Origin of the sequence: Streptomyces longispororuber (genome assembly GCF_014656095.1) — a bacterium.
GTDB classification, from domain to species: Bacteria; Actinomycetota; Actinomycetes; order Streptomycetales; family Streptomycetaceae; genus Streptomyces; species Streptomyces longispororuber.
In genome coordinates this window covers 32,120-51,662 of the sequence record NZ_BNBT01000052.1, presented here as the reverse complement: position 1 = coordinate 51,662, position 19,543 = coordinate 32,120, and the positions used below count along the sequence as shown (strand labels likewise).

Below are 19,543 nucleotides of genomic sequence, written 5' to 3'. Positions count from 1 at the left end.
GGCTCCGGCGCGGGCCTGCGCGGCGCGACGGGCCCGGGGTCCTGGAACGCCGAGGCGACCGGCTTCTCACCGCTCTCCACGGCCCGCACGGCCGCGAGCAGGTCGGCGGCCGTGCCCTGCAGCTTGGTGCCGGCCTCCAGCGGGCCGTTCTTGGCCGCCTTGCGCTCCTCGATCCGCTGCCGCAGCTCCCGCTGCGCGGCCAGCTCCGCCTCGGCCTCGGACAGCTCCCCGGCCCCGCTGTCGGCCCCGTCCGCGGCACCCTCCGCACCGGCCGTGGTGCTGTCTGCACCGTCCGTGGCCCCGCCCGCGCCGGCCACGGAGCCGTCCGCACCGGCCGCGGCGCTATCTGCACCGGCCTCGGAGCCGCCTTCACCGTCCACGGAGCCGTCCGCACCGGCCGTGGCCCCGTCCGCACCGGCCTCGGCACCGATGCCCCCGGTGTCGTCCGCGCTGTCCCCGGCGGACCCACCCGGCTCGTCCGGCTCGCCCCCCGCGTCCAGCTCGCCCCCCGCGCCCTGCCAGGCCGCCCCGCCCAGCACGGCAGCGGCCTCCGGCTCGGGCCCGGCTTCCGGTGCGGCCCCGGGCTCCGCCCCGGCCGCCCCGGCCTGCGGGGCCTCGGGCTCGGCAACCTCCGCGGCAGCGGACTCCGTACTCACAGCGTGCTCCAGTCCTGGTCTGGGTAGCGGTGCACGGGCGCCGACACGTCGTCGAGCGCCCGGCAGATCTCGTCAGGAAGACTAAGGGTCTCCACTGACAACGCCGCCGCGAGCTGCTGCGCGGTGCGCGCGCCGACGATGGGGGCGGCCACGCCGGGTCGGTCCCGCACCCAGGCGAGCGCCACGTGCAGCGGGGTCACGGCGAGGCCGTCGGCCGCCGTCACCACGGCGTCGACGACCCGGCTCGCCGCGTCGTCCAGGTACGGCGCGACGAACGGGGCGAACTGCTCCGAGGCGCCGCGCGAGTCGGCGGGGGTGGCGTGCCGGTACTTGCCCGTGAGGACGCCGCGGCCGAGCGGCGACGACGGCAGCAGCCCCACGCCGAGGTCCAGGGCCGCGGGCAGCACCTCGCGCTCCACGCCGCGCTGGAGCAGGGAGTACTCCATCTGCGTACTGGCGATGCGGGAGCGGGCGCCGGGCGCGGCCAACTGCCACGTCGCGGCCTTCGCGAGCTGCCAGCCGCTGAAGTTGGAGACGCCCGCGTAGCGCGCCCGGCCGCTGGCGACGGCGATGTCCAGGGCCTGGAGCGTCTCCTCCAGCGGCGTGCAGGGATCGAAGGCGTGCACCTGCCACACGTCCACGTAGTCCGTGCCGAGGCGGGCGAGCGAGGCGTCCAGGGCGGACAGGAGGTGGCCGCGCGAGCCGTCGAAGCGGCGGTCGGGGTCGGGCACGCTGCCCGCCTTGGTCGCGATGACGAGGTCGCGGCGCGGCACGAGCCGCTCCACGAGCCGGCCGAGGAGGTACTCGGCCTCGCCGTCGCCGTACACATCGGCCGTGTCGACGAGGGTGCCGCCCGCCTCCCAGAAGACCTTCAGCAGGTCCGCGGCGTCGTTCTCGTCGGTCTCCTCGGGATGGCCCCAGGTGAGGGTGCCGAGCCCGATCCGGGACACGCGCAGACCCGTACGGCCGAGATGCCTCTGCTCCATGGTCGCGAGATTACTGGCCACGCCGCAGCCCCGGGCAAGGCTGTGGACGAAGGCGCGGATGTGGACAACGCGATGCCCCGCGCGACGGACGGGGCCCGGCGCCCGGCGCGACGGACGGGCCCCGGTGCCCGGCGCCCGCGGGCCCCGCGGGACGCGGGCGCGCCGCTCGCCCCTGACGGAACCCGCGCCCGCGCGCTACAGTCCCGGCACAGACGTTACTCACGGGTAAGGGGATTCGGCCATGCAGCTCGGGATCAACCTCGGCTACTGGGGCGCGGGAATGGACGCGGACAACCTCACCGTCGCGAAGGAGGCCGACAAGCTGGGGTACGCGGTCTGCTGGGCGGCCGAGGCCTACGGTTCGGACGCCGCCACCGTGCTGTCCTGGGTCGCGGCGCAGACCGAGCGCATCGACGTCGGCTCGGCGATCTTCCAGATCCCCGCCCGGCAGCCCGCGATGACCGCGATGACGGCCGCGACGCTGGACTCGCTCTCGGGCGGCCGCTTCCGGCTCGGCCTCGGCGTCTCCGGCCCGCAGGTCTCCGAGGGCTGGTACGGCGTGAAGTTCGACAAGCCGCTGGCCCGTACGCGCGAGTACGTCGAGATCGTCCGCAAGGCCATGACCCGCGAGCGGCTCTCGTACGAGGGCGCGCACTGGACGCTGCCGCTGCCGGACGGCCCCGGCAAGCCGCTGAAGCTGACCGTGCACCCGCAGCGCGAGCACATCCCGCTGTACATCGCCGCCATCGGCCCGAAGAACCTGGAGCAGACCGGCGAGATCGCCGACGGCGCCCTGCTGATCTTCCCCGCCGCCGAGCACCTGGAGGAGACCGCGATCCGGCACCTGCGCGCCGGGCGGGAGCGGGCGGGGCTGACCATGGACGGTTTCGACGTCGTGCCGACGGTGCCGCTGGCGGTGGGGAAGGACGCGGACGTGGACGCGCTCGCCGACATGTTCCGGCCGTACACCGCGCTGTACGTCGGCGGCATGGGCAGCCGCAAGCAGAACTTCTACAACCAGCTCGCGTGCCGCATGGGCTACGAGAAGGAGGCGGCCGAGATCCAGGACAAGTACCTGTCCGGCGACAAGGAGGGCGCGGCGGCCGCCGTGCCGCGGTCGCTGATCGACTCCACCACGCTGCTCGGTTCCGTGGACCGGATCGCCGACCGGATGCGCGCCTACGCCGAGGCCGGGGTCACCACGCTCACGCTGTCGCCCGCGGGCTTCTCCCTGGAGGACCGGCTCGCCTCGCTGCGGGCGGGCACCGAGGCCCTGGAGCGGGCCGGACTGGCCTGAGAGGCCTGAAACGGGGTCCGGGGGAGGCTTCCACGGCCGTGGTGGGGGCTCGGGGGTCTTCCCCGCCACGGCCGTCAGGAAGCACAACGTTTCGGCAGCCCTCCGGTTACGGCCCCCCGCCCGGCGGCCGGTGTCCTTCGTTCGGCCGAGCTGTCCCATACTCCTGTTGCCTCCGGGCACGCCGAGCACTTGACTCGTTCTTTGCGGAAGTCCCCAGGACTTCTCTGTGGAAGTCCCCAGGACCGCGAAGGCGTGGAGGTGCCTGCGATGCTTTCGGCCAAGAGTCTCTTCCAGGAGATCCTCGACAACGACGAGTCGTTCCGGCTGTTCTGCTCCATCGCGGCCAGCGGGGAGGCCCAGGGCGGCTGGGAGAACGGCCGCATCGCCGCGCTCGTGCCCGACAGCCGGCGCGACCTCGCCCCGAAGATCGCCCGGCACGGCGCCGACGAGGACAAGCACGGCCGCATCTTCCGCGCGCTGTTGCGAAAGCGCGGCCTCGAACCCCGCGAGGTCCCGCCGGAGACCGACTACACGATGCTCCTGGAGCGCCACGGCATCGGCCTCGCGCACGAGAAGCTCCGCGCCGACGACCGGCTCACCGAGCGGGACCTCATCACGTACCTCGCGCACAGCAGGGTCACCGAGCAGCGCGCCGCCGACCAGATGGCGATGCTGCGCGGGCACTTCGCGGACCACCCGGAGATCGGCAGGGCCGTGCGGATGATCTCGGACGACGAGGACAACCACCTCGCCTACTGCCACGAGGAACTGCTCCGCTTCGCCCGCGCGGGTCACGGCCGCGCCATCCAGCGCGCGCTCCGCGAGGCCGCGCACGTCGAGATCCGCGTGCACCGCGACGTCAGCCTCGCCGTCATGGAGCACATGGGCCGCATCCTGCGCTGGTCGCCCACCCGGGCACGGCTCCTCGCGTCGGCCGTCCACGCCGCGCACGCGTACGAACGCCTCGGCGGCTGGCGCAGGATGGTCGGTCTGCGGATGCCCGAGCGCCGGGACGCCCTGGGCGGGACCGCCACCTCCGCACCCGAGTTCGCCTGACGCCCCGGCCCGCCCCGCCACGCGCGCGAGGGCACGCGCGCGTGGCCGGACGCTACAGCCACCCCCGGCGCTTGAACATCCGGAACAGGACCACTTCGAGAACGACCATCAGCAGGATCACCGCCGGGTACGTCCACTCCCAGTGCAGCTCCGGCATGTGGTCGAAGTTCATCCCGTAGACGCCCGCGATCATCGTCGGCACGGCCGCCATGGCCGCCCAGGCGGAGATCTTCCGCATGTCGTCGTTCTGCCGCACGCTCATCTGCGCCAGGTGCGCGGACAGCACGTCGGTCACCAGGCGGTCCAGGCCCTCCACGGACTCGTTCACGCGCGTCAGGTGGTCGTGGACGTCCCGCAGGTACGGCTGCGCCGACTCGTCCACGTACGGTACGGAGCGGCCGTTCGGGCCCACTCCGGCGAGCCGGGCGACCGGCATCGCCAGCGGTCCGGTGGCCCGCCGGAACTCCAGGATCTGGCGCTTGAACCGGTAGATCCGCGACGCCGAGTTCCGCGACCCGCCGCTGTCCGGCGAGAACACCTCGGTCTCCAGGACCTCCAGGTCCGTCTGCAACTCGTCCGCGACCTCCAGGTAGTGGTCCACCACGGCGTCGGCGATGGCGTAGAGCACCGCCGTCGTGCCGTGCTCCAGGACCTCCGGCTCCGCCTCCAGGCGGTCCCGTACGCGGCCCAGGGGCGCGCCCTCGCCGTGCCGGACCGTCACCACGAACGAGTCCCCCATGAAGAGCATCAGCTCCCCCGAGGACACCGTGTCGCTCTCCGGCTCGTACACCACCGGCTTCAGGACCATGAAGAGGGAGTCCTCGTACACCTCCAGCTTCGGCCGCTGGTGCGCCTTCAGGGCGTCCTCGACCGCCAGGGGGTGCAGCCCGAACTCCTCCGTGACCAGGTCGAACTCCTTCTCCGTCGGCTCGTGCAGACCGATCCAGACGAAGGCGTCGCCGGCCGCGCGTGCCTGCTCCAGGGCGTCGGACAGGTCCTCGGGACCCTCGGTCCGGCGCCCGCGCCGGTACAGGGCACAGTCGACGATCACGTTGCGCATTCTCCCCAAGCCGCACTGCTGCCGCACCCGTGCGTCGGCTTAGGCTGGCCAGCATGCCCACGCTGATACTCGTCCGGCACGGACGCTCCACGGCCAACACCGCGGGCCTGCTCGCCGGGTGGACCCCCGGTGTCGGCCTGGACGAGCGCGGCCTGGAGCAGGCCGCCGCGCTGCCCGGCAGGCTCGCCGCGCTGCCGCTCGCCGAGGCCGTCACGAGCCCCCTCCAGCGCTGCCAGGAGACCCTGGCGCCGCTCCGCGCGGCCCGCCCCGACCTCACGGTCCACACCGACGACCGCATCGGCGAGTGCCACTACGGCGACTGGTCCGGCCGCAAACTGGCCGAGCTCGCCGACGAGCCGCTGATGGAGGTCGTCCAGCAGCACCCCTCCGCCGCGGCCTTCCCCGGCGGGGAGTCCCTGCGCGCCATGCAGACCCGCGCGGCCGAGGCCGTACGCGAATGGAACGCGCGCGTGGAGCGCGACCACGGCCCCGAAGCCGTCTACCTCATGTGTTCCCACGGCGACATCATCAAGTCGCTCGTCGCCGATGCCCTCGGACTCCATCTCGACCTCTTTCAGCGGATCTCCGTAGAACCGTGTTCCATCACAGCGATCCGTTACACCCGGCTGCGCCCGTTCCTCGTCCGCCTCGGGGACACCGGGGACTTCACGTCCCTGGCCCCACGGGCCCGGCCGGCGGGCGAGGATGCTCAGGTGGGGGGAGACGCGGGCGCACCGTGAGACGCCCGCCATGACCGTGATCGTCGCCCGCAGTAGGGTTCCCCTCAGTTGTCGCGTCAAGTACACGCAGTCGATCCCAATGGAGACAGGACGTGCCCCGTCAGGTGTTCCTCTACGACCCGCCGGAACGCTTCGTGGCCGGAACCGTCGGGCTCCCCGGGCGGCGGACCTTCTTCCTCCAGGCGTCCGCCGGGGTGCGGGTGACCAGCGTGGCCCTGGAGAAGACCCAGGTCGCCGCGCTCGCCGAACGCATGGAGGAGCTCCTCGACGAGGTGGTGCGCCGCAGCGGGGGCAGTGCGGCGGTGCCCGCCGTGGCGCCCGCCGAGGTCACCGACAGCGCCCCGCTGGACGCGCCGGTCGAGGAGGAGTTCCGGGTCGGCACGATGGCGCTCGCCTGGGACGGTGAGGCCGAGCGGATGATCGTCGAGGCGCAGGCCCTCGTCGAGCTGGACGCGGACTCCGAGGAGGACCTCGCGGAGGCCGAGGAGAGACTCCTGCAGGACGAGGAGAACGGCCCGCCCATGCTCCGCGTCCGGCTCACCGGCGCGCAGGCCAGGGCCTTCGCCAAGCGCGCCCTCGACGTCGTGAACGCCGGGCGCCCGCCGTGCCCGCTGTGCAGCCTGCCGCTCGACCCGGAAGGACACGTATGCCCGCGCCAGAACGGATACCGGCGAGGAGCCTGACCGACACGGAGCTGCTCGCCCGCGGCGAGCTGACCGTGCGCGGGCGGATCCGGGAGGCGTCCAACGCGGTGCTGTACTGCTCGGTCGCCTCGGACGACGCCCCCGGCCGGACCCTGTCCTGCGTCTACAAGCCCGTCGCCGGGGAGCGCCCGCTGTGGGACTTCCCCGACGGGACGCTGGCGCAGCGCGAGGTCGCCGCGTACGAGGTCTCCGAGGCCCTCGGCTGGGGCCTCGTGCCGCCCACCGTGCTGCGGGACGGGCCCTACGGGCAGGGCATGGTCCAGCTCTGGATCGGCCCTCCCGCGGACGACGACGACGGCGATCCCGCCCCCGGTGCGGAGCTGCTCGCGCTCGTCGACGGGGACGAGCCCGGGGACGGGTGGAAGGCCGTCGGCTTCGCCGAGGTGGGGGAGGGGCGCACGGCGCTCCTCGTGCACGCGGACGACGAGCGGTTGCGGCGGCTCGCCGTGTTCGACGCGGTGGTCAACAACGCGGACCGCAAGGGCGGGCACCTGGTGGTGGGGGCCGGGGGGCGGCTCTACGGGATCGACCACGGGGTCACGTTCCACGTGGAGGACAAGCTGCGGACGCTGCTGTGGGGGTGGGCGGGGGAGAAGTTCACCGACGAGGCGGTTGTCGGCCTGGGGGCCCTGCGGGAGGCCCTGGGCGAGGGGCAGGCCCTTGCCGGGCGGCTGGCTGAGTTGGTCACCCCTGCCGAGGTGGAGGCCACCCGGGCGCGGGTGGAGGCGCTGCTCGCCTCGGGGCGGCACCCCGCCCCCTCCGGGGAGTGGCCCGCCATTCCGTGGCCGCCGGTGTGACGTCCCTGTCGGGACCGGCCGCCGTCTGCCGTGGTTGCCCGCCGTCGTGGGGCTGTGCCCACCCGTTCCGCCCTCCGGGCGGACCGGATGCCCACGCCGGGGAAGCAGCCGCCAGCCGCTGTGGGCGGCCGGCCGTGGCAACGGGGGCGGTCCCGGGGTCGTATGTGGACGGTGCATCCGGTTAGGCTCATGGCATGTATGCCTGGCCCGCTTCTGAGGTCCCCGTCCTGCCCGGCAAGGGCCGCGACCTCCGGATCCACGACACCGCGACCGGTGGACTCGTCACCCTCGAGCCCGGTCCCGTCGCCCGTCTCTACGTCTGCGGCATCACGCCGTACGACGCGACCCACATGGGTCACGCGGCGACCTACAACGCGTTCGACCTCGTGCAGCGCGTATGGCTCGACACCAAGCGGCAGGTGCACTACGTACAGAACGTGACCGACGTGGACGACCCGCTCCTGGAGCGGGCCGAGCGCGACGGCAAGGACTGGGCGGAGCTGGCGCAGGCCGAGACCGCGCTGTTCCGCGAGGACATGACGGCCCTGCGGCTGCTGCCGCCCCGGCACTACGTCGGCGCCGTCGAGGCCATACCCGGCATCGTGCCGCTCGTGGAGCGGCTGCGGGACCTGGGCGCCGCCTACGAGCTGGACGGGGACGTCTACTTCTCCGTCGAGGCCGACGAGCACTTCGGCGAGGTGTCGGGGCTCGACGCCGCCGCCATGCGGCTGCTCTCCGCCGAGCGCGGCGGCGACCCGGACCGGCCCGGCAAGAAGAACCCGCTCGACCCGATGCTGTGGATGGCCGCCCGCGAGGGCGAGCCGAGCTGGGACGGCGCCTCGCTGGGCCGCGGCCGGCCCGGCTGGCACATCGAGTGCGTGGCCATCGCCCTGGACCACCTGGGCATGGGCTTCGACATCCAGGGCGGCGGCTCCGACCTCACCTTCCCGCACCACGAGATGGGCGCCTCGCACGCGCAGGCCCTGACCGGCGAGTACCCGTTCGCCAAGGCGTACGTCCACGCCGGGATGGTCGCCCTCGACGGCGCCAAGATGTCCAAGTCCAAGGGCAACCTGGTGTTCGTGTCGGCGCTGCGGCGCGACGGGGTCGACCCCGCCGCCATCCGGCTCTCGCTGCTCGCCCACCACTACCGCGCCGACTGGGAGTGGACCGACCAGGTCCTCCGGGACGCCGAGGCGCGGCTCGGCCGCTGGCGCGCCGCCGTGTCGCGCCCGGACGGCCCCTCCGCCGACCACCTCGTGGAGGAGCTGCGCGAGGCGCTCGCCGACGACCTGGACGCGCCCGCCGCGCTCGCCGCCGTCGACCGCTGGGTCGCCCGCCAGGACGCCGAGGGCGGCACGGACGAGGGGGCGCCCGGCGTGGTGTCGCGCGCCGTCGACGCGCTGCTCGGCGTCGCCCTCTAGGCGGACGCCGTACGCGCGCGCCCGAGGGTGCGGAGCGGCGCCGGGCGGGTAACTTCCGCCCGGCGCCGCCGTGCTGTCCGGTCCGGTCCTCACGCGGCCGTACGGATCACCTGGTGATCACGATCGCGAGGAGGATGCCCGGGTTGTTGGTGTCGTAGTAGCCGATGACCGGCAGCCCGTACGCGAACGCCTCCTGCACCTGGTCCCGGGTGCGCTCGCTCGGGTTGATGTACGCGCGCCAGTCGCCGTCCACGTGCAGGTACAGCAGGGAGGCCTGGCCGGGCAGCGGCTGGACGACGTCCCAGAAGGTCTCCGCGACGGCCCCTGCGAGGGCGTGCGTGGAGACGGTGGGCGCCTGGGCCTGCGGGATCTGCTGCTGGCCGAGCTGCTGGAGCAGGTGCTGGAACGGCTGCTGCTGGCCGAGCTGCTGCATCTGCTGGCGCAGGTGCTGCGGGATCTGCTGCTGCCCCTGCTGTTGCCCCTGTTGCTGGCCGATGCCCTGCTGGCCGAACGGCCGCTGCTGCTGGCCGTACTGCTGCGGTGCCTGCGGCGGCGCGGTGCTCTGACCCTGCTGCTGGCCGCCCTGCTGGCCGATGCCCTGGGGGCCGTACTGCTGCTGGCCGAACGGCTGCTGCTGGCCGAACTGCTGCGGACCGTACTGCTGCTGGCCGTACTGCTGGCCGAGCTGACTCATCTGCGGGGTGGTGCTCATGCTGGTGCCACCTTCCGTCAATGGTCCGTGCGTGACCTGTCCGTCGTGCTGTGGCTCCCTGCGCCTGTGGTGCGGGGTGCCGTGGTGGTTGTCCCGCTCCGCTCCCTCCGCGCTCCGTACCCGCGCCCGCGCCGGGCGCGCGCGGTTCGGTTCGCGCCGGTTCACCCCGTGACGACCAGGCCCACGACCTCGTCGTCGGAGAACCAGACGCGTACGTCCGGGGAGCCGCCCGCGAAGGCGGAGTGCACCGCCTGGCGGATCTCGGGTGTCGGATGGTTCAGGTTGCGCCACTCACCGGCCACGAAGAGCCGCAGCCGCGGCGGCAGTTCCGGCGGGTAGGGGATCAGCTCGTCCCAGTAGCGCTCGGCGCGGCCCGAGCCCACCGCCGACGGCAGGAGCTTGGTGACCGCCGCCTTGATGTCGGGGCGGTTGCCGATCCGCTGCGACGCCGGGCGGCCCGGGGCGTCCTGCTGCGGCGAGCCGGTCGCGCGCAGCACGGCACGCGCCCGGGACGACGTCATGGGCTCCTGGCCCGCCGCCTTCAGCATGCCCTGCAGCGAGGCGAGCGCGCCGACGACGATCGGGCACGCCGACGACGTGCCGGAGAACGTGTCCGTGTACCAGGCGATCTCGTCCACGCCGCCCTGGAGGTCGCCCGGCTGGTTCCAGAAGCCGCCGGTCGTCGTGGTCTCCCGGCCCCAGCCCTGCGCGTCCACGCGCGCGCCGTAGTTGGAGAACGCGAGCCGCGAGCGGTCCGGGCCGTGGTCGCGGCCGTGCGTGCCGGGCGGCGGCGCGCCCGCGCCGACGAGGACGGCGTCGGACGACGGGTTGGACGGGTTGAACGGGTTGCGCCACCAGGACGGGAACTCGTCCGGGCGCCGCTCGTACACCGCGTCGTCCAGCGACTCGGCGCCGTTGCCCGCCGCGCCGACCACGACGACGCCCTTGGCGGTGGCGTAGCGGACCGCCGCGTAGTCGTCCGGCCACCACTCCAGGGCGATGTACCCGCGCTGGTCGTCGCGGGCCTCGAACTCGAACCGCGGCCCGGGCCGGTGCAGTTCGAGCAGGATGACGTCGCCCCGCGCGAGCCGGTCCGCCGCCGCGTGGATCGTCGCGGCCGTGCCGCTCGGCAGGAACGACGCCGCCGCCGTCACCGCGTCCGGCGCGATGCCGGTGACGCCGAAGCCGTTGCGGTCGCCGCCGATCACGCCGAGCACGGCCGTGCCGTGGTTGCGCCACGCCAGGTCCTGGATCGGGGTGCCGATCACCACGCCCGCGAGCTTCGCGGACAGGTCCTCGTGGCTGAGCTGCCAGGCGCCCTCGACGTCGATGACGGTCACGCCGTCACCGCCGCCGCCGAGCCGCTGCCAGGCCCAGTGCGCGTCGACGCCCTCCGGGGCCGCGCCGAGATAGCCCTGGCGGCCGCTGAAGTCGGGCGTGACGGGCGCGCCCTCCTTGCGGCGGCGCGTCTCGTCAGGCTCGGCGGTGCCGCCCTGCCGCCCCGGTGCGCCGAGCGTGGCGGGCACGGCGGCCGGCTTGACGTACGCCGTGTCGATGCCGGGCAGCGCCGCGATCCGCGCCCGCAGCTCCGTGGCCCGGTCCTCGACGCCGCGCACCCGGTAGAAGAGCGTCAGGTCGGGCACGTCGTCGACGGTGCCCGTCGCCGCCGCCCGGAGCCGGTCCTCGCTGCCGAACAGCGGCTCCAGGGCGAGTTGTTCGTCACTGAGGAACATGTTGAGAGCCGAGACGTCGGCGCCCGTCGCCGAGCGCACGCCGTGCTCCTGGGCGCGCAGCCGGGCCTCCGGCCGTGCGACGACGATGAGTTCCTGCTCGGCCGCCCGGTAGGTGAATCCCGCTCCGTCGGGTCCGGGGCCGCCGGCTCCCGGATCACTGCCCTGCCGCACCTGCTCGGTCATCGCTTCACCGCTCCCTTCGGTTCCCGCGCCCCGGGCGTTCGGTCGCTGCACACCCTGCTACCGCCGGGCCGGGTCGTCCAGACCCCTTTCTCCCCAACTGCGTTTGAGAGGAAGTTGAGTGGGGAACCATGCGCATTTCGTCTGCAAGCCCGTGTCACGCCGCAAACCGGCCACAGACGCCCGAGGCGTTCGGGGCGGGAGCGCACCCAGGGGCGGCACCCTCGCGGGTGCCGCCCCTGGGAGGCCTGGCCGATGCCGAGGCGTACGGCTGGCCGGTGGGTCGGGCCGTGCGGTGCGGCACGACCGACCGGTGCGTCAGGCTGTACGGCACGGCTGACCGGTGCGGCACGGCCGTGCGGTGTGCTCAGTCCTCGGAGGAATCGCCCGAGGGACCCTCGGACGACCCCTGCGAGCGGCCCCTCGTACGTCCCTTGGAGGCGCCGCCCCGAGGCGTGCTCCCCTTCGAGGCGCCGCCCTTCGCGGTGCCGCCCTGCGGCTCGGCGTCGTCCTGCGCCTCGGCGTCGGGGCCGGACCCGTCCGCCGCCTCGCCGGAGGACACCTCGTCCGGCGCCTCGGCCGGGGTCTCGTCCGCCGCCGCGTCCCCGGCTCCCTTGTCGACCTCGGCGCTCTCGTCGCCCCTGGCCGCTTCGTCCTCGGCCTGCTCGCCCGCGCGGCCCCCGGCCGCACCGCCGGGTTCACCGGCGGTCGGCTCGTCGTCCGCCGCGGGCTTCGCCGCCGGGTCCGCCGGGGCCTCCGCGCGCGGCTGCGGCTTCGGCGCGCGGGTGCGCTCGCTCGGGGCGTCCCGCAGGTACGCCGCGCCCTCGCCCTCCGCGGCGACCTGGCCGGGCCCGCCGCCGTCACGGCGCCGCAGATAGCGCTCGAACTCGCGGGCGATGGCCTCGCCCGACGCCTCCGGCAGCTCCGCGGTGTCCCGCGCCTCCTCCAGGGACTGCACGTACTCGGCGACCTCGCTGTCCTCGGCCGCGAGCTGGTCGACGCCGAGCTGCCAAGCGCGCGCGTCCTCGGTCAGCTCGCCCAGCGGGATCCTGAGGTCGATCAGGTCCTCCAGGCGGTTGAGCAGCGCGAGCGTCGCCTTGGGGTTCGGCGGCTGCGACACGTAGTGCGGCACCGCCGCCCACAGGCTGACCGCGGGGACGCCCGCGTGCGTGCACGCCTCCTGGAGGATGCCGACGATGCCCGTCGGGCCCTCGTACTTGGTCTCCTCCAGGTCCATGGTGCGCGCCAGGTCCGGGTCCGACGTGACGCCGCTGACCGGGACCGGCCGGGTGTGCGGGGTGTCGCCGAGCAGCGCGCCCATGATCACGATGAGTTCGACGCCCAGTTCATGGGCGAAGCCGAGCAGTTCGTTGCAGAACGAGCGCCAGCGCATGGACGGCTCGATGCCCCGCACCAGGACCAGGTCGCGCGGCTTGTCGCCGCCGACGCGGACCACCGAGAGCCGGGTCGTCGGCCACGTGATCTTCCGCACACCGCCGTCCAGCCACACCGTGGGGCGGTTGACCTGGAAGTCGTAGTAGTCCTCGGCGTCCAGCGCGGCGAAGACCTCGCCCTTCCACTCCTTGTCGAGATGCGCGACCGCGGTGGAGGCGGCGTCGCCGGCGTCGTTCCAGCCCTCGAACGCGGCCACCATGACCGGGTCGATCAGCTCGGGTACCCCCTCGAGCTCGATCACCCAGGCCTCCTTCCGACGTTCTCCTCTAAGTACGCCCCAACCTTACGGCGTCCCGCGGGGGCCTCCGCAGCCCCCCGGCGGCACCGAGTGCCCGATCACTGCCCAGGTCAACCGCCCCTCACTCCTGCCGTACCGGGTGGAGCGGTGGCACCCGGCGCTCACGGTGCGGAGCGCAGCCACCGCTCCGCGCTCGCGAGGTGCACGGTCGCCCAGGACCGCGCCGCCTCCGCGTCCCGGTCGCGCAGGGCGCCGAGGATCGCCCGCAGCTCCTGCGGCACCCGGGCGACCGCGTCCTCCCGGGCGAGGCCGCGCCGGACGTGGGCCCGCGCCGTCGGGCCGGCCAGGCCCTCCAGCAGGGCGCACAGGACGGAGTTCCCGGCCGCCCGCGCGATGCCGCGGTGGAACTCCAGGTCGTACGCCGCCAGTTCCTCGGCCCCGGGCGCGGTGCCGAGCGCGTCCAACCGCTCGGCCAGGGCGTCCAGTTCGGCCTCGCCGATCCGCGCGGCCGCCATCGCCGTCGCGGCGGGCTCCAGGACGCGGCGTACGGCCAGGAACTCCGCGATTGTGTCGCCGCGGTGGAGGTCCGTCACGAAGGCGAGCGCGCCGAGCAGCAGCTCCGGGCCGAGGCCGGTGACGTAGGTGCCGTCGCCCTGCCGTACGTCGAGGACGCGCATCAGCGCCAGGGCGCGCACCGCCTCGCGCAGGGAGTTGCGGGACAGGCCGAGCGCGGCGGCGAGTTCGCTCTCCTTGGGCAGGCGGTCGCCGGGGCGCAGCGCACCCGAGACGATCATGTCCTTGATCTTCGCGATGGCCTCGTCCGTGACCGCCATGGGGACCTCGCCTGGGTGAGGAGTGTCACGGGCAGCCCCGTGCGGGCGGCCGCGTGCCACCGGGCGGCCCCGTGGCACAGGTCACCGTCCTGCCGGGGCCGACGCGGGCAGACATCCGATGTATCGGCCCCATTATGGCGTGCGCGGCCGAGCGCGGAACGGGTTCAGCCGAAGCGTTCGATCCTGATCCGGTCCACCGGCTGGCCGCCCTCCACCAGGAGCCGCGAGGCGTGTTCCGCGAAGCCGTTGGAGCCGCAGACGTACGCCTCCCAGCCGCCGTCCGGCTGCCCGGCGCCGAGGTGGGGTGCCAGGTGCCGTGCGGTCAGACGGCCTTCCGCGCGGGTGAGGACCACCTCGGTCTCCGCGCCGTACTCGTCCGCGTAGATCAGGTCCGCGCGCGTACGGGCCGAGACGATCAGGCGCAGCGGCACCGTCAGGCCCGCGCGCCGGTGGTGGCGGACCATCGACATCAGCGGTACGACACCGGAGCCGGCGCCGAGCAGCAGCGCGGGCCGGTCGCCGGGCCAGGCGAAGAACCCGGACAGCGGTCCGCGCACCTCCACGGTGTCGCCGACCCGCGCGACCGTGTGCAGGTGCCCGGACACCTCGCCGCCCGGCACGTGGTCCAGGGTCAGCTCGATCTCGCCGCTGCCGTCGGGCGCGGAGGCCAGGGAGTAGTGGCGCTGGGCGACGTAGCCGTCGGGCGCGGTGAGCCGCAGCATCAGGTGCTGGCCGGGCAGGTGCCCCTGCCAGTCGGGCACCTTGAGCCGGAACGTGGCGGCGGCGTGCGTCTCCTGCCGGATCTCGGTGATGAGGCCCTGCTGCCAGCGGGCGGCGGCCTGTTCGTTCACGGCGATGCGTCCGGGCACCGCGAAGGCGGTCGGCGGGACGAAGGCCCCGGAGGTGGTCTCAGTCACCGGCGTAACGCTCCTCACGCCACGGGTCGCCCCGGTGGTGGTAGCCGTTCTTCTCCCAGAAGCCCGGTTCGTCGTGGTCGAGGAGCTCCAGGCCGGCGACCCACTTGACGCTCTTCCAGAAGTACAGGTGCGGGACGATCAGCCGGGCCGGGCCGCCGTGCTCGGGCGGCAGCGGCTCGCCGTCGTACTCCCAGACGATCCACGCCCTGCCGCCGGTGACGTCGGCGAGCGGCAGGTTCGCGGTGTAGCCGGTGTGCGCGTACGCGACGACGTGCGTGGCGGCGGGCAGCGGGCCGCCCGCCCCGGCGAGGAACGTGTCCAGGCTCACACCGCCGAAGCGGACGCCGAACTTGGACCAGCTCGTCACGCAGTGGATGTCGCCCGCGTACCGCGAGGGCGGCAGCGCGTGCGCCTCGGCCCAGGTCCAGGTGCGCGGGCGGGCCACGAGGCCGCCGACGCGGAGGGTCCAGTCGGCCGCGTCGAGGCGCGGCGTGACCTCGGCGGACAGCACGGGCCAGGTGTCGCGGGCGTCGTACTGCCCCGGGGGCAGGCGCGGGTCGCGGTCGGCGGCGCGGGCGCGGCCGGTGAAGCCGCGGGTGGGCACGGGGTCGTGGGCAGTCATGTCACAGGCGCAGTCATGTCGGGTGCGGTCGCGTGCGGGGCGCGGTCGGGTCGGCGGTGCGGTCGCCTCAGGGGTGCGGTCATGGGCGGTGCCGTCACGTCGTCAGGGGCGCGGGCGCGGCCGGGGCCACGGCGGCGTCCAGGGCGGCGACGGCGCCCGCCTCGTCGAGGGTGAGCAGGGCGCGGTCGCGCATCAGGACGCGGCCGTCGACCACGGTGTCGCGCACGTCGGCGGCGGTGGCGGCGTACGCGAGCGTGGCGTACGGGTCGTGGCGCGGCGCCAGGTGCGGCCCGGAGAGGTCGAGCACGATCAGGTCGGCGCGCTTGCCCGGCTCCAGGGAGCCGAGCCGGTCGCCGAGGCCGAGCGCCCGCGCGGACTCGAGGGTCGCCATCCGCACGGCCTGCTCGGCGCCGACCGCGGTCGGGTCGCCGCCCGCCTTGTGCACGAGCGCCGCGAGCCGGACCGCGCCGAGCACGTCCAGGGTGTTGGAGCTCACGGCGCCGTCCGTGCCGAGGCCCACCGTGACCCCCGCGTCGAGGAGTTCCGGTACGCGGGCGATGCCGCAGCCCAGCTTGAGGTTCGAGACCGGGCAGTGCGCGACCGCCGTGCCGGTGCGGGCGAGCGCCGCGATCTCCGCGTCGGTCAGCTCCACGGCGTGCGCGAGCAGCGTGTCGGGGCCGAGCACGCCGAGCGAGTCGAGCAGTTCCACGGGGCGCATGCCGTGCCGCTCGACGACCGTGGCGACCTCGGCCGCGTTCTCGGCGGCGTGCAGGTGCAGCAGCGCGCCGTGGGCCCGGGCCAGCGCGGTGACCGCCGCGAGCTGATCGGGCGCCAGGGTGTACGCGGAGTGCGCGAACAGGACGGGCCGGGCGCCCGGCGCCGGGGTGTGCCGGGCCAGCCAGTCGCCCGCCCGGCCGAGCCGCTCCGCGTACGGGCGGCCGTCGGGCGGCTCGGGCACGTCCATGAAGGTCGGCCCGGTGAGCAGCCGCCACCCGGCCTCGCGGGCCACCTCCGCGGCGGCCTCGTGGAACCAGTACATGTCCAGCGCGGTCGTGACCCCGCCGCGCACCGACTCCGCGATCGCCGCCCGGGTGCCCACCGCCACCGCCTCCGGCGAGAGCAGCGCGGCCTCGCGCGGAATGACGCGCTCCAGGAAGCCCTGGAGCGTGACGTCGTCGGCGCTGCCGCGCAGCAGCGTCATCGCCAGGTGCGTGTGCGTGTTGACGAGCCCCGGCAGGACCAGACAGCCGCGCGCGTCGATCTCCTCGGCCGCGGCGTACTCCGCGCGCAGCCGCGCGGCCGGGCCGACGGCCACGATCTCGCCGGCGCGCACGGCGACGGCCCCGTCGGTCACGACGGTGCCGGACGCGTCGACGGTCAGGACGTCGCCGCCGTGGACGAGGAGGTCGACGGGAAGCATGCGGTGCGTGTCTCCAAGGGTGGTGCGGGCGTGAGCGGGGGCGCGCGGGGCCCGGGGGGCTACCCGGCCTGCGCGGGGACGTCGGTGGCCAGCAGGCGCAGCGCGTCCAAGGTTATCCGTGCGCCACGGGCGACCCCGTCGGCGACCACCGTCCGGTGCGGGTCGTAGCCGCCGGTCGCCTCCTCGTCGACCAGCTCGTCGGCGTTCGCGCCGTCCACGACGAGCGCGCCGCCCGCGACCAGGCCACGGGTCGCGGCGAACACGTACAGGGCGCTCAACTCCATCTCGATGGCCGCGATTCCCGCCCGCTCGTACGCCTCGACGGGCAGCGGCAGGAAGCCCGGCTGGAACGCGGCCCGGGTCCACACCACGCCCCGGTGGTGCGGGGCGCCCGCGGCGCGGGCCGTGCGCTGGAGGGCGAGGACCGCCTCCGGCGCCGCGAACGCCGGGTACTCGGCCGGGATGAGCTGCTGCGTCACGCCGTCGTCGCGCACCGCCGCGTCGGCGATCACCAGGTCGCCGTCGGCGATGCCGCGCCGGATCGCGCCGGCCGTGCCGAGCCGGATGAGATGCGTCACACCGGCCTGCGCCAGCTCCTGGAACAGCAGCAGCGCCCCGGACGCGCCCACGCCGTGCGAGGAGACGACGACGGGCAGCCCCCGCCAGGTGCCGGTGAAGGTGCGGTACTCGCGGCGGTACGCCACCTCCTTCGCGTCCTCAAGGAACGCGGCGACGGTCGCGGCGCGGGCGGGGTCGCCGACGACGACGGCGTACGGGGGAAGGCCGGTCCTGGGGACGCCGGTGAGGGGCAGAGGGGTGGCGGCGGCGGTCGTCACGGGCGTGCTCCTCCAAGGGGGCGGGCTACGAGGCTCAGGGCTACAAGGGGGCTACGGGGCTACGGGCGGAAGTGTGCCGCGAGCCCGGCGGGCGCCCCGCACCGGGGCACGTACACGCCCATTTCAGGAGCAGCCATGAGCCTCCGGGAGCACCCGTAGGCCCTAGGAGGCATGCGTAAGGGGCGGTCGCCCAGGCGACCGCCCCTTACCGCTGCGGGGTGAGCCCCCGTCAGCCCTTCTTCTCCAGCAGGTCCTCGACCTTGCCGCGGATCTCGTCCGTGGCCAGGCCGCGGATCGTCAGCGTCGTCCGGCGGCGCAGCACGTCGTCGGCCGTCTCGGCCCACTCGTGGTCGCGCGCGTAGACGACCTGCGCCCAGATCTCCGGGGCGTCGGGGTGGACGCGCTCGGCGAGCTCCGGGTTCTCGTTCGCCAGGCGGGCGATGTCGAAGGAGAGCGAGCCGTAGTGCGTCGCCAGGTGGCGGGCGGTGTCCGGCGCCATCCGCGGGCCGGGCGCCGGGCCGTCCACCAGGAGGCGGTGGGCGACCGCGCGGGGGTTGGCGATGCCGGGCAGCGGCAGCTTCTTCGGCAGCGTGGAGATCGGCTCGTAGTCGTCGCCCAGCGGGTGGCCCGGCAGCGACTCCAGCTTCTTCATGATGGTCCGGCCGATGTGGCGGAACGTCGTCCACTTGCCGCCCGCGACCGACAGCATGCCGCCGCGGCCCTCGGTGACGACCGTCTCGCGCTTGGCCTTGGAGGTGTCGCCGGGGCCGCCGGGCAGCACCCGCAGACCCGCGAAGGAGTACGTGATCAGGTCGCGGGAGAGCTGCTGGTCCCGGATCGAGAACGCGGCCTCGTCCAGGATCTGCGTGACGTCCTTCTCGTTGACCGAGACCTCGCGCGGGTCGCCCTCGTACTCCTCGTCGGTCGTGCCGAGCAGCAGCATGTCCTCCCACGGCAGGGCGAACGTGATGCGGTACTTGTCGATCGGCGTGGCGAGCGCGGCCTTCCAGGGGGAGGTGCGCTTGAGCACGAGGTGCGCGCCCTTGGAAAGGCGGATGGAGGGGGCCGCGTTCTTGTCCTCCAGCGCGCGCAGGTGGTCGACCCAGGGGCCGGTGGCGTTCAGCACGAGCCGCGCGTTGACGCCGAACTCGTCGCCGGACAGGCGGTCCTTGAGGTCGGCGCCGGTGACCCGGCCGCTGGTGAAGCGCAGCCCGGTGACCTCGGCGTGGTTGAGGACGACGGCGCCGGCCTCGACGGCGGCGCGGACCGTCATCAGGGCCATGCGGGCGTCGTTCATCTGGTCGTCGCCGTACACGGCCACGGCCTTCAGGTTGTCGGTGCGCAGCTCCGGCACGTCCTGCGCCGCCTTGGCGGGGGAGAGCAGGTGGCCGACGCCGTCGCCGAACGCGGACAGCGCCGAGTAGGCGAAGACGCCCGCGCCGAGCTTGGCGGCGCCGTGCGGGCCGCCCTTGTACACCGGCAGGTAGAAGGTGAGCGGGTTGGCGAGGTGCGGTGCCACCTGGCGCGACACCGCACGCCGCTCGAAGTGGTTCTCCGCGACCAGCTTCACCGCGCCGGTCTGCAGGTAGCGCAGACCGCCGTGGAGCAGCTTGGAGGAGGCGGAGGAGGTGGCGCCGGCGAAGTCGCCGGCGTCCACCAGGGCCACCCTGAGACCCGACTGCGCGGCGTGCCAGGCGGTGGAGATGCCCAGGATGCCGCCACCGATCACCAGGAGGTCGTACGCCGCCTTGGAAAGGCGTTCCCGGGTCTCGGCACGGCTGGGGTTGCCGCCGGCGGCCGGCGGCGTCCCGAGTGCCGAGATGACGGGGCCGCTGTCTAGGGTGGTCATGGTTTTTGCTCCTCGTCAGGCGAGCTGT

Annotated in this window: 17 protein-coding genes and 1 pseudogene; 6 read left to right on the top strand and 12 right to left on the bottom strand. The window is 74.4% G+C overall.

Annotated features, from left to right (window positions below; all coding sequences use genetic code 11):
• Together IE330_RS39685 and IE330_RS18320 are read right to left on the bottom strand one after the other, a co-directional pair.
• A pseudogene (locus IE330_RS39685) lies at positions 1–317 on the bottom strand (DNA helicase RecD); the annotation flags it as partial.
• A 335-nt stretch (positions 318–652) separates the two neighbouring features.
• Complete coding sequence (locus IE330_RS18320; RefSeq protein WP_190137118.1) at positions 653–1,642, bottom strand: aldo/keto reductase; 990 nt, start codon at positions 1,640–1,642, stop codon at positions 653–655.
• 241 nt (positions 1,643–1,883) lie between these two features.
• On the opposite strand from IE330_RS18320, the gene IE330_RS18315 reads away from it, so the two are divergent.
• Positions 1,884–2,939, top strand: a complete 1,056-nt coding sequence (locus tag IE330_RS18315; RefSeq protein WP_190137117.1) for an LLM class F420-dependent oxidoreductase — start codon at positions 1,884–1,886, stop codon at positions 2,937–2,939.
• Between the two features lie 267 nt (positions 2,940–3,206).
• The gene (locus IE330_RS18310; RefSeq protein ID WP_190137116.1) at positions 3,207–3,995 is read left to right on the top strand and encodes a ferritin-like domain-containing protein; all 789 of its coding nucleotides are present in this window, start codon (positions 3,207–3,209) and stop codon (positions 3,993–3,995) included.
• Positions 3,996–4,047: 52 nt separating this feature from the next.
• On the opposite strand, the gene corA is transcribed toward IE330_RS18310, so the two are convergent.
• Complete coding sequence (gene corA / locus IE330_RS18305; protein WP_190137115.1) at positions 4,048–5,046, bottom strand: magnesium/cobalt transporter CorA; 999 nt, start codon at positions 5,044–5,046, stop codon at positions 4,048–4,050.
• A 62-nt stretch (positions 5,047–5,108) separates the two neighbouring features.
• Here corA and IE330_RS18300 point away from each other — a divergent pair, with 62 nt between their 5' ends.
• From IE330_RS18300 to mshC, 4 genes are all read left to right on the top strand, one after another.
• On the top strand, positions 5,109–5,795 hold the full coding sequence (locus tag IE330_RS18300; protein WP_190137114.1) for a histidine phosphatase family protein: 687 nt from the start codon (positions 5,109–5,111) through the stop codon (positions 5,793–5,795).
• A 92-nt stretch (positions 5,796–5,887) separates the two neighbouring features.
• On the top strand, positions 5,888–6,478 hold the full coding sequence (locus tag IE330_RS18295; RefSeq protein ID WP_190137113.1) for a DUF3090 domain-containing protein: 591 nt from the start codon (positions 5,888–5,890) through the stop codon (positions 6,476–6,478).
• Positions 6,442–7,296, top strand: coding sequence for an SCO1664 family protein (locus IE330_RS18290; protein WP_190137112.1), 855 nt, complete (start codon positions 6,442–6,444; stop codon positions 7,294–7,296). Before IE330_RS18295 ends, IE330_RS18290 begins: the two co-directional genes overlap by 37 nt.
• Positions 7,297–7,490: 194 nt before the next feature.
• Positions 7,491–8,720 (top strand): cysteine--1-D-myo-inosityl 2-amino-2-deoxy-alpha-D-glucopyranoside ligase, encoded by a 1,230-nt coding sequence (gene mshC / locus IE330_RS18285; protein ID WP_190137111.1) that lies wholly within the window; start codon positions 7,491–7,493, stop codon positions 8,718–8,720.
• Positions 8,721–8,826: 106 nt separating this feature from the next.
• Here the strand turns inward: mshC and IE330_RS18280 are convergent, their stop codons facing one another.
• The 9 genes from IE330_RS18280 to IE330_RS18240 form a co-directional block, all read right to left on the bottom strand.
• Entirely contained in the window at positions 8,827–9,432 is a 606-nt protein-coding gene (locus IE330_RS18280) for a hypothetical protein (RefSeq protein ID WP_190137110.1), read from the bottom strand.
• Between the two features lie 161 nt (positions 9,433–9,593).
• Entirely contained in the window at positions 9,594–11,348 is a 1,755-nt protein-coding gene (locus IE330_RS18275) for a S8 family peptidase (protein ID WP_190137109.1), read from the bottom strand.
• A gap of 364 nt (positions 11,349–11,712) precedes the next feature.
• The gene (locus IE330_RS18270; RefSeq protein ID WP_229925741.1) at positions 11,713–13,041 is read right to left on the bottom strand and encodes a PAC2 family protein; all 1,329 of its coding nucleotides are present in this window, start codon (positions 13,039–13,041) and stop codon (positions 11,713–11,715) included.
• A 158-nt stretch (positions 13,042–13,199) separates the two neighbouring features.
• The gene (locus IE330_RS18265; RefSeq protein WP_190137108.1) at positions 13,200–13,871 is read right to left on the bottom strand and encodes a FadR/GntR family transcriptional regulator; all 672 of its coding nucleotides are present in this window, start codon (positions 13,869–13,871) and stop codon (positions 13,200–13,202) included.
• 164 nt (positions 13,872–14,035) lie between these two features.
• Positions 14,036–14,788, bottom strand: coding sequence for a ferredoxin reductase (locus IE330_RS18260; RefSeq protein ID WP_190137107.1), 753 nt, complete (start codon positions 14,786–14,788; stop codon positions 14,036–14,038).
• Positions 14,781–15,410, bottom strand: a complete 630-nt coding sequence (locus IE330_RS18255) for a sulfite oxidase-like oxidoreductase (protein ID WP_190137106.1) — start codon at positions 15,408–15,410, stop codon at positions 14,781–14,783. Before IE330_RS18255 ends, IE330_RS18260 begins: the two co-directional genes overlap by 8 nt.
• 94 nt (positions 15,411–15,504) lie before the next feature.
• Complete coding sequence (locus IE330_RS18250; protein WP_190137105.1) at positions 15,505–16,830, bottom strand: amidohydrolase; 1,326 nt, start codon at positions 16,828–16,830, stop codon at positions 15,505–15,507.
• A 59-nt stretch (positions 16,831–16,889) separates the two neighbouring features.
• On the bottom strand, positions 16,890–17,666 hold the full coding sequence (locus tag IE330_RS18245) for a nucleoside phosphorylase (protein WP_229925740.1): 777 nt from the start codon (positions 17,664–17,666) through the stop codon (positions 16,890–16,892).
• A gap of 229 nt (positions 17,667–17,895) precedes the next feature.
• A complete protein-coding gene (locus tag IE330_RS18240) occupies positions 17,896–19,515 on the bottom strand; it encodes a glycerol-3-phosphate dehydrogenase/oxidase (RefSeq protein WP_190137104.1) in 1,620 nt (539 codons plus the stop codon).
• Positions 19,516–19,543: the final 28 nt, after the last annotated feature.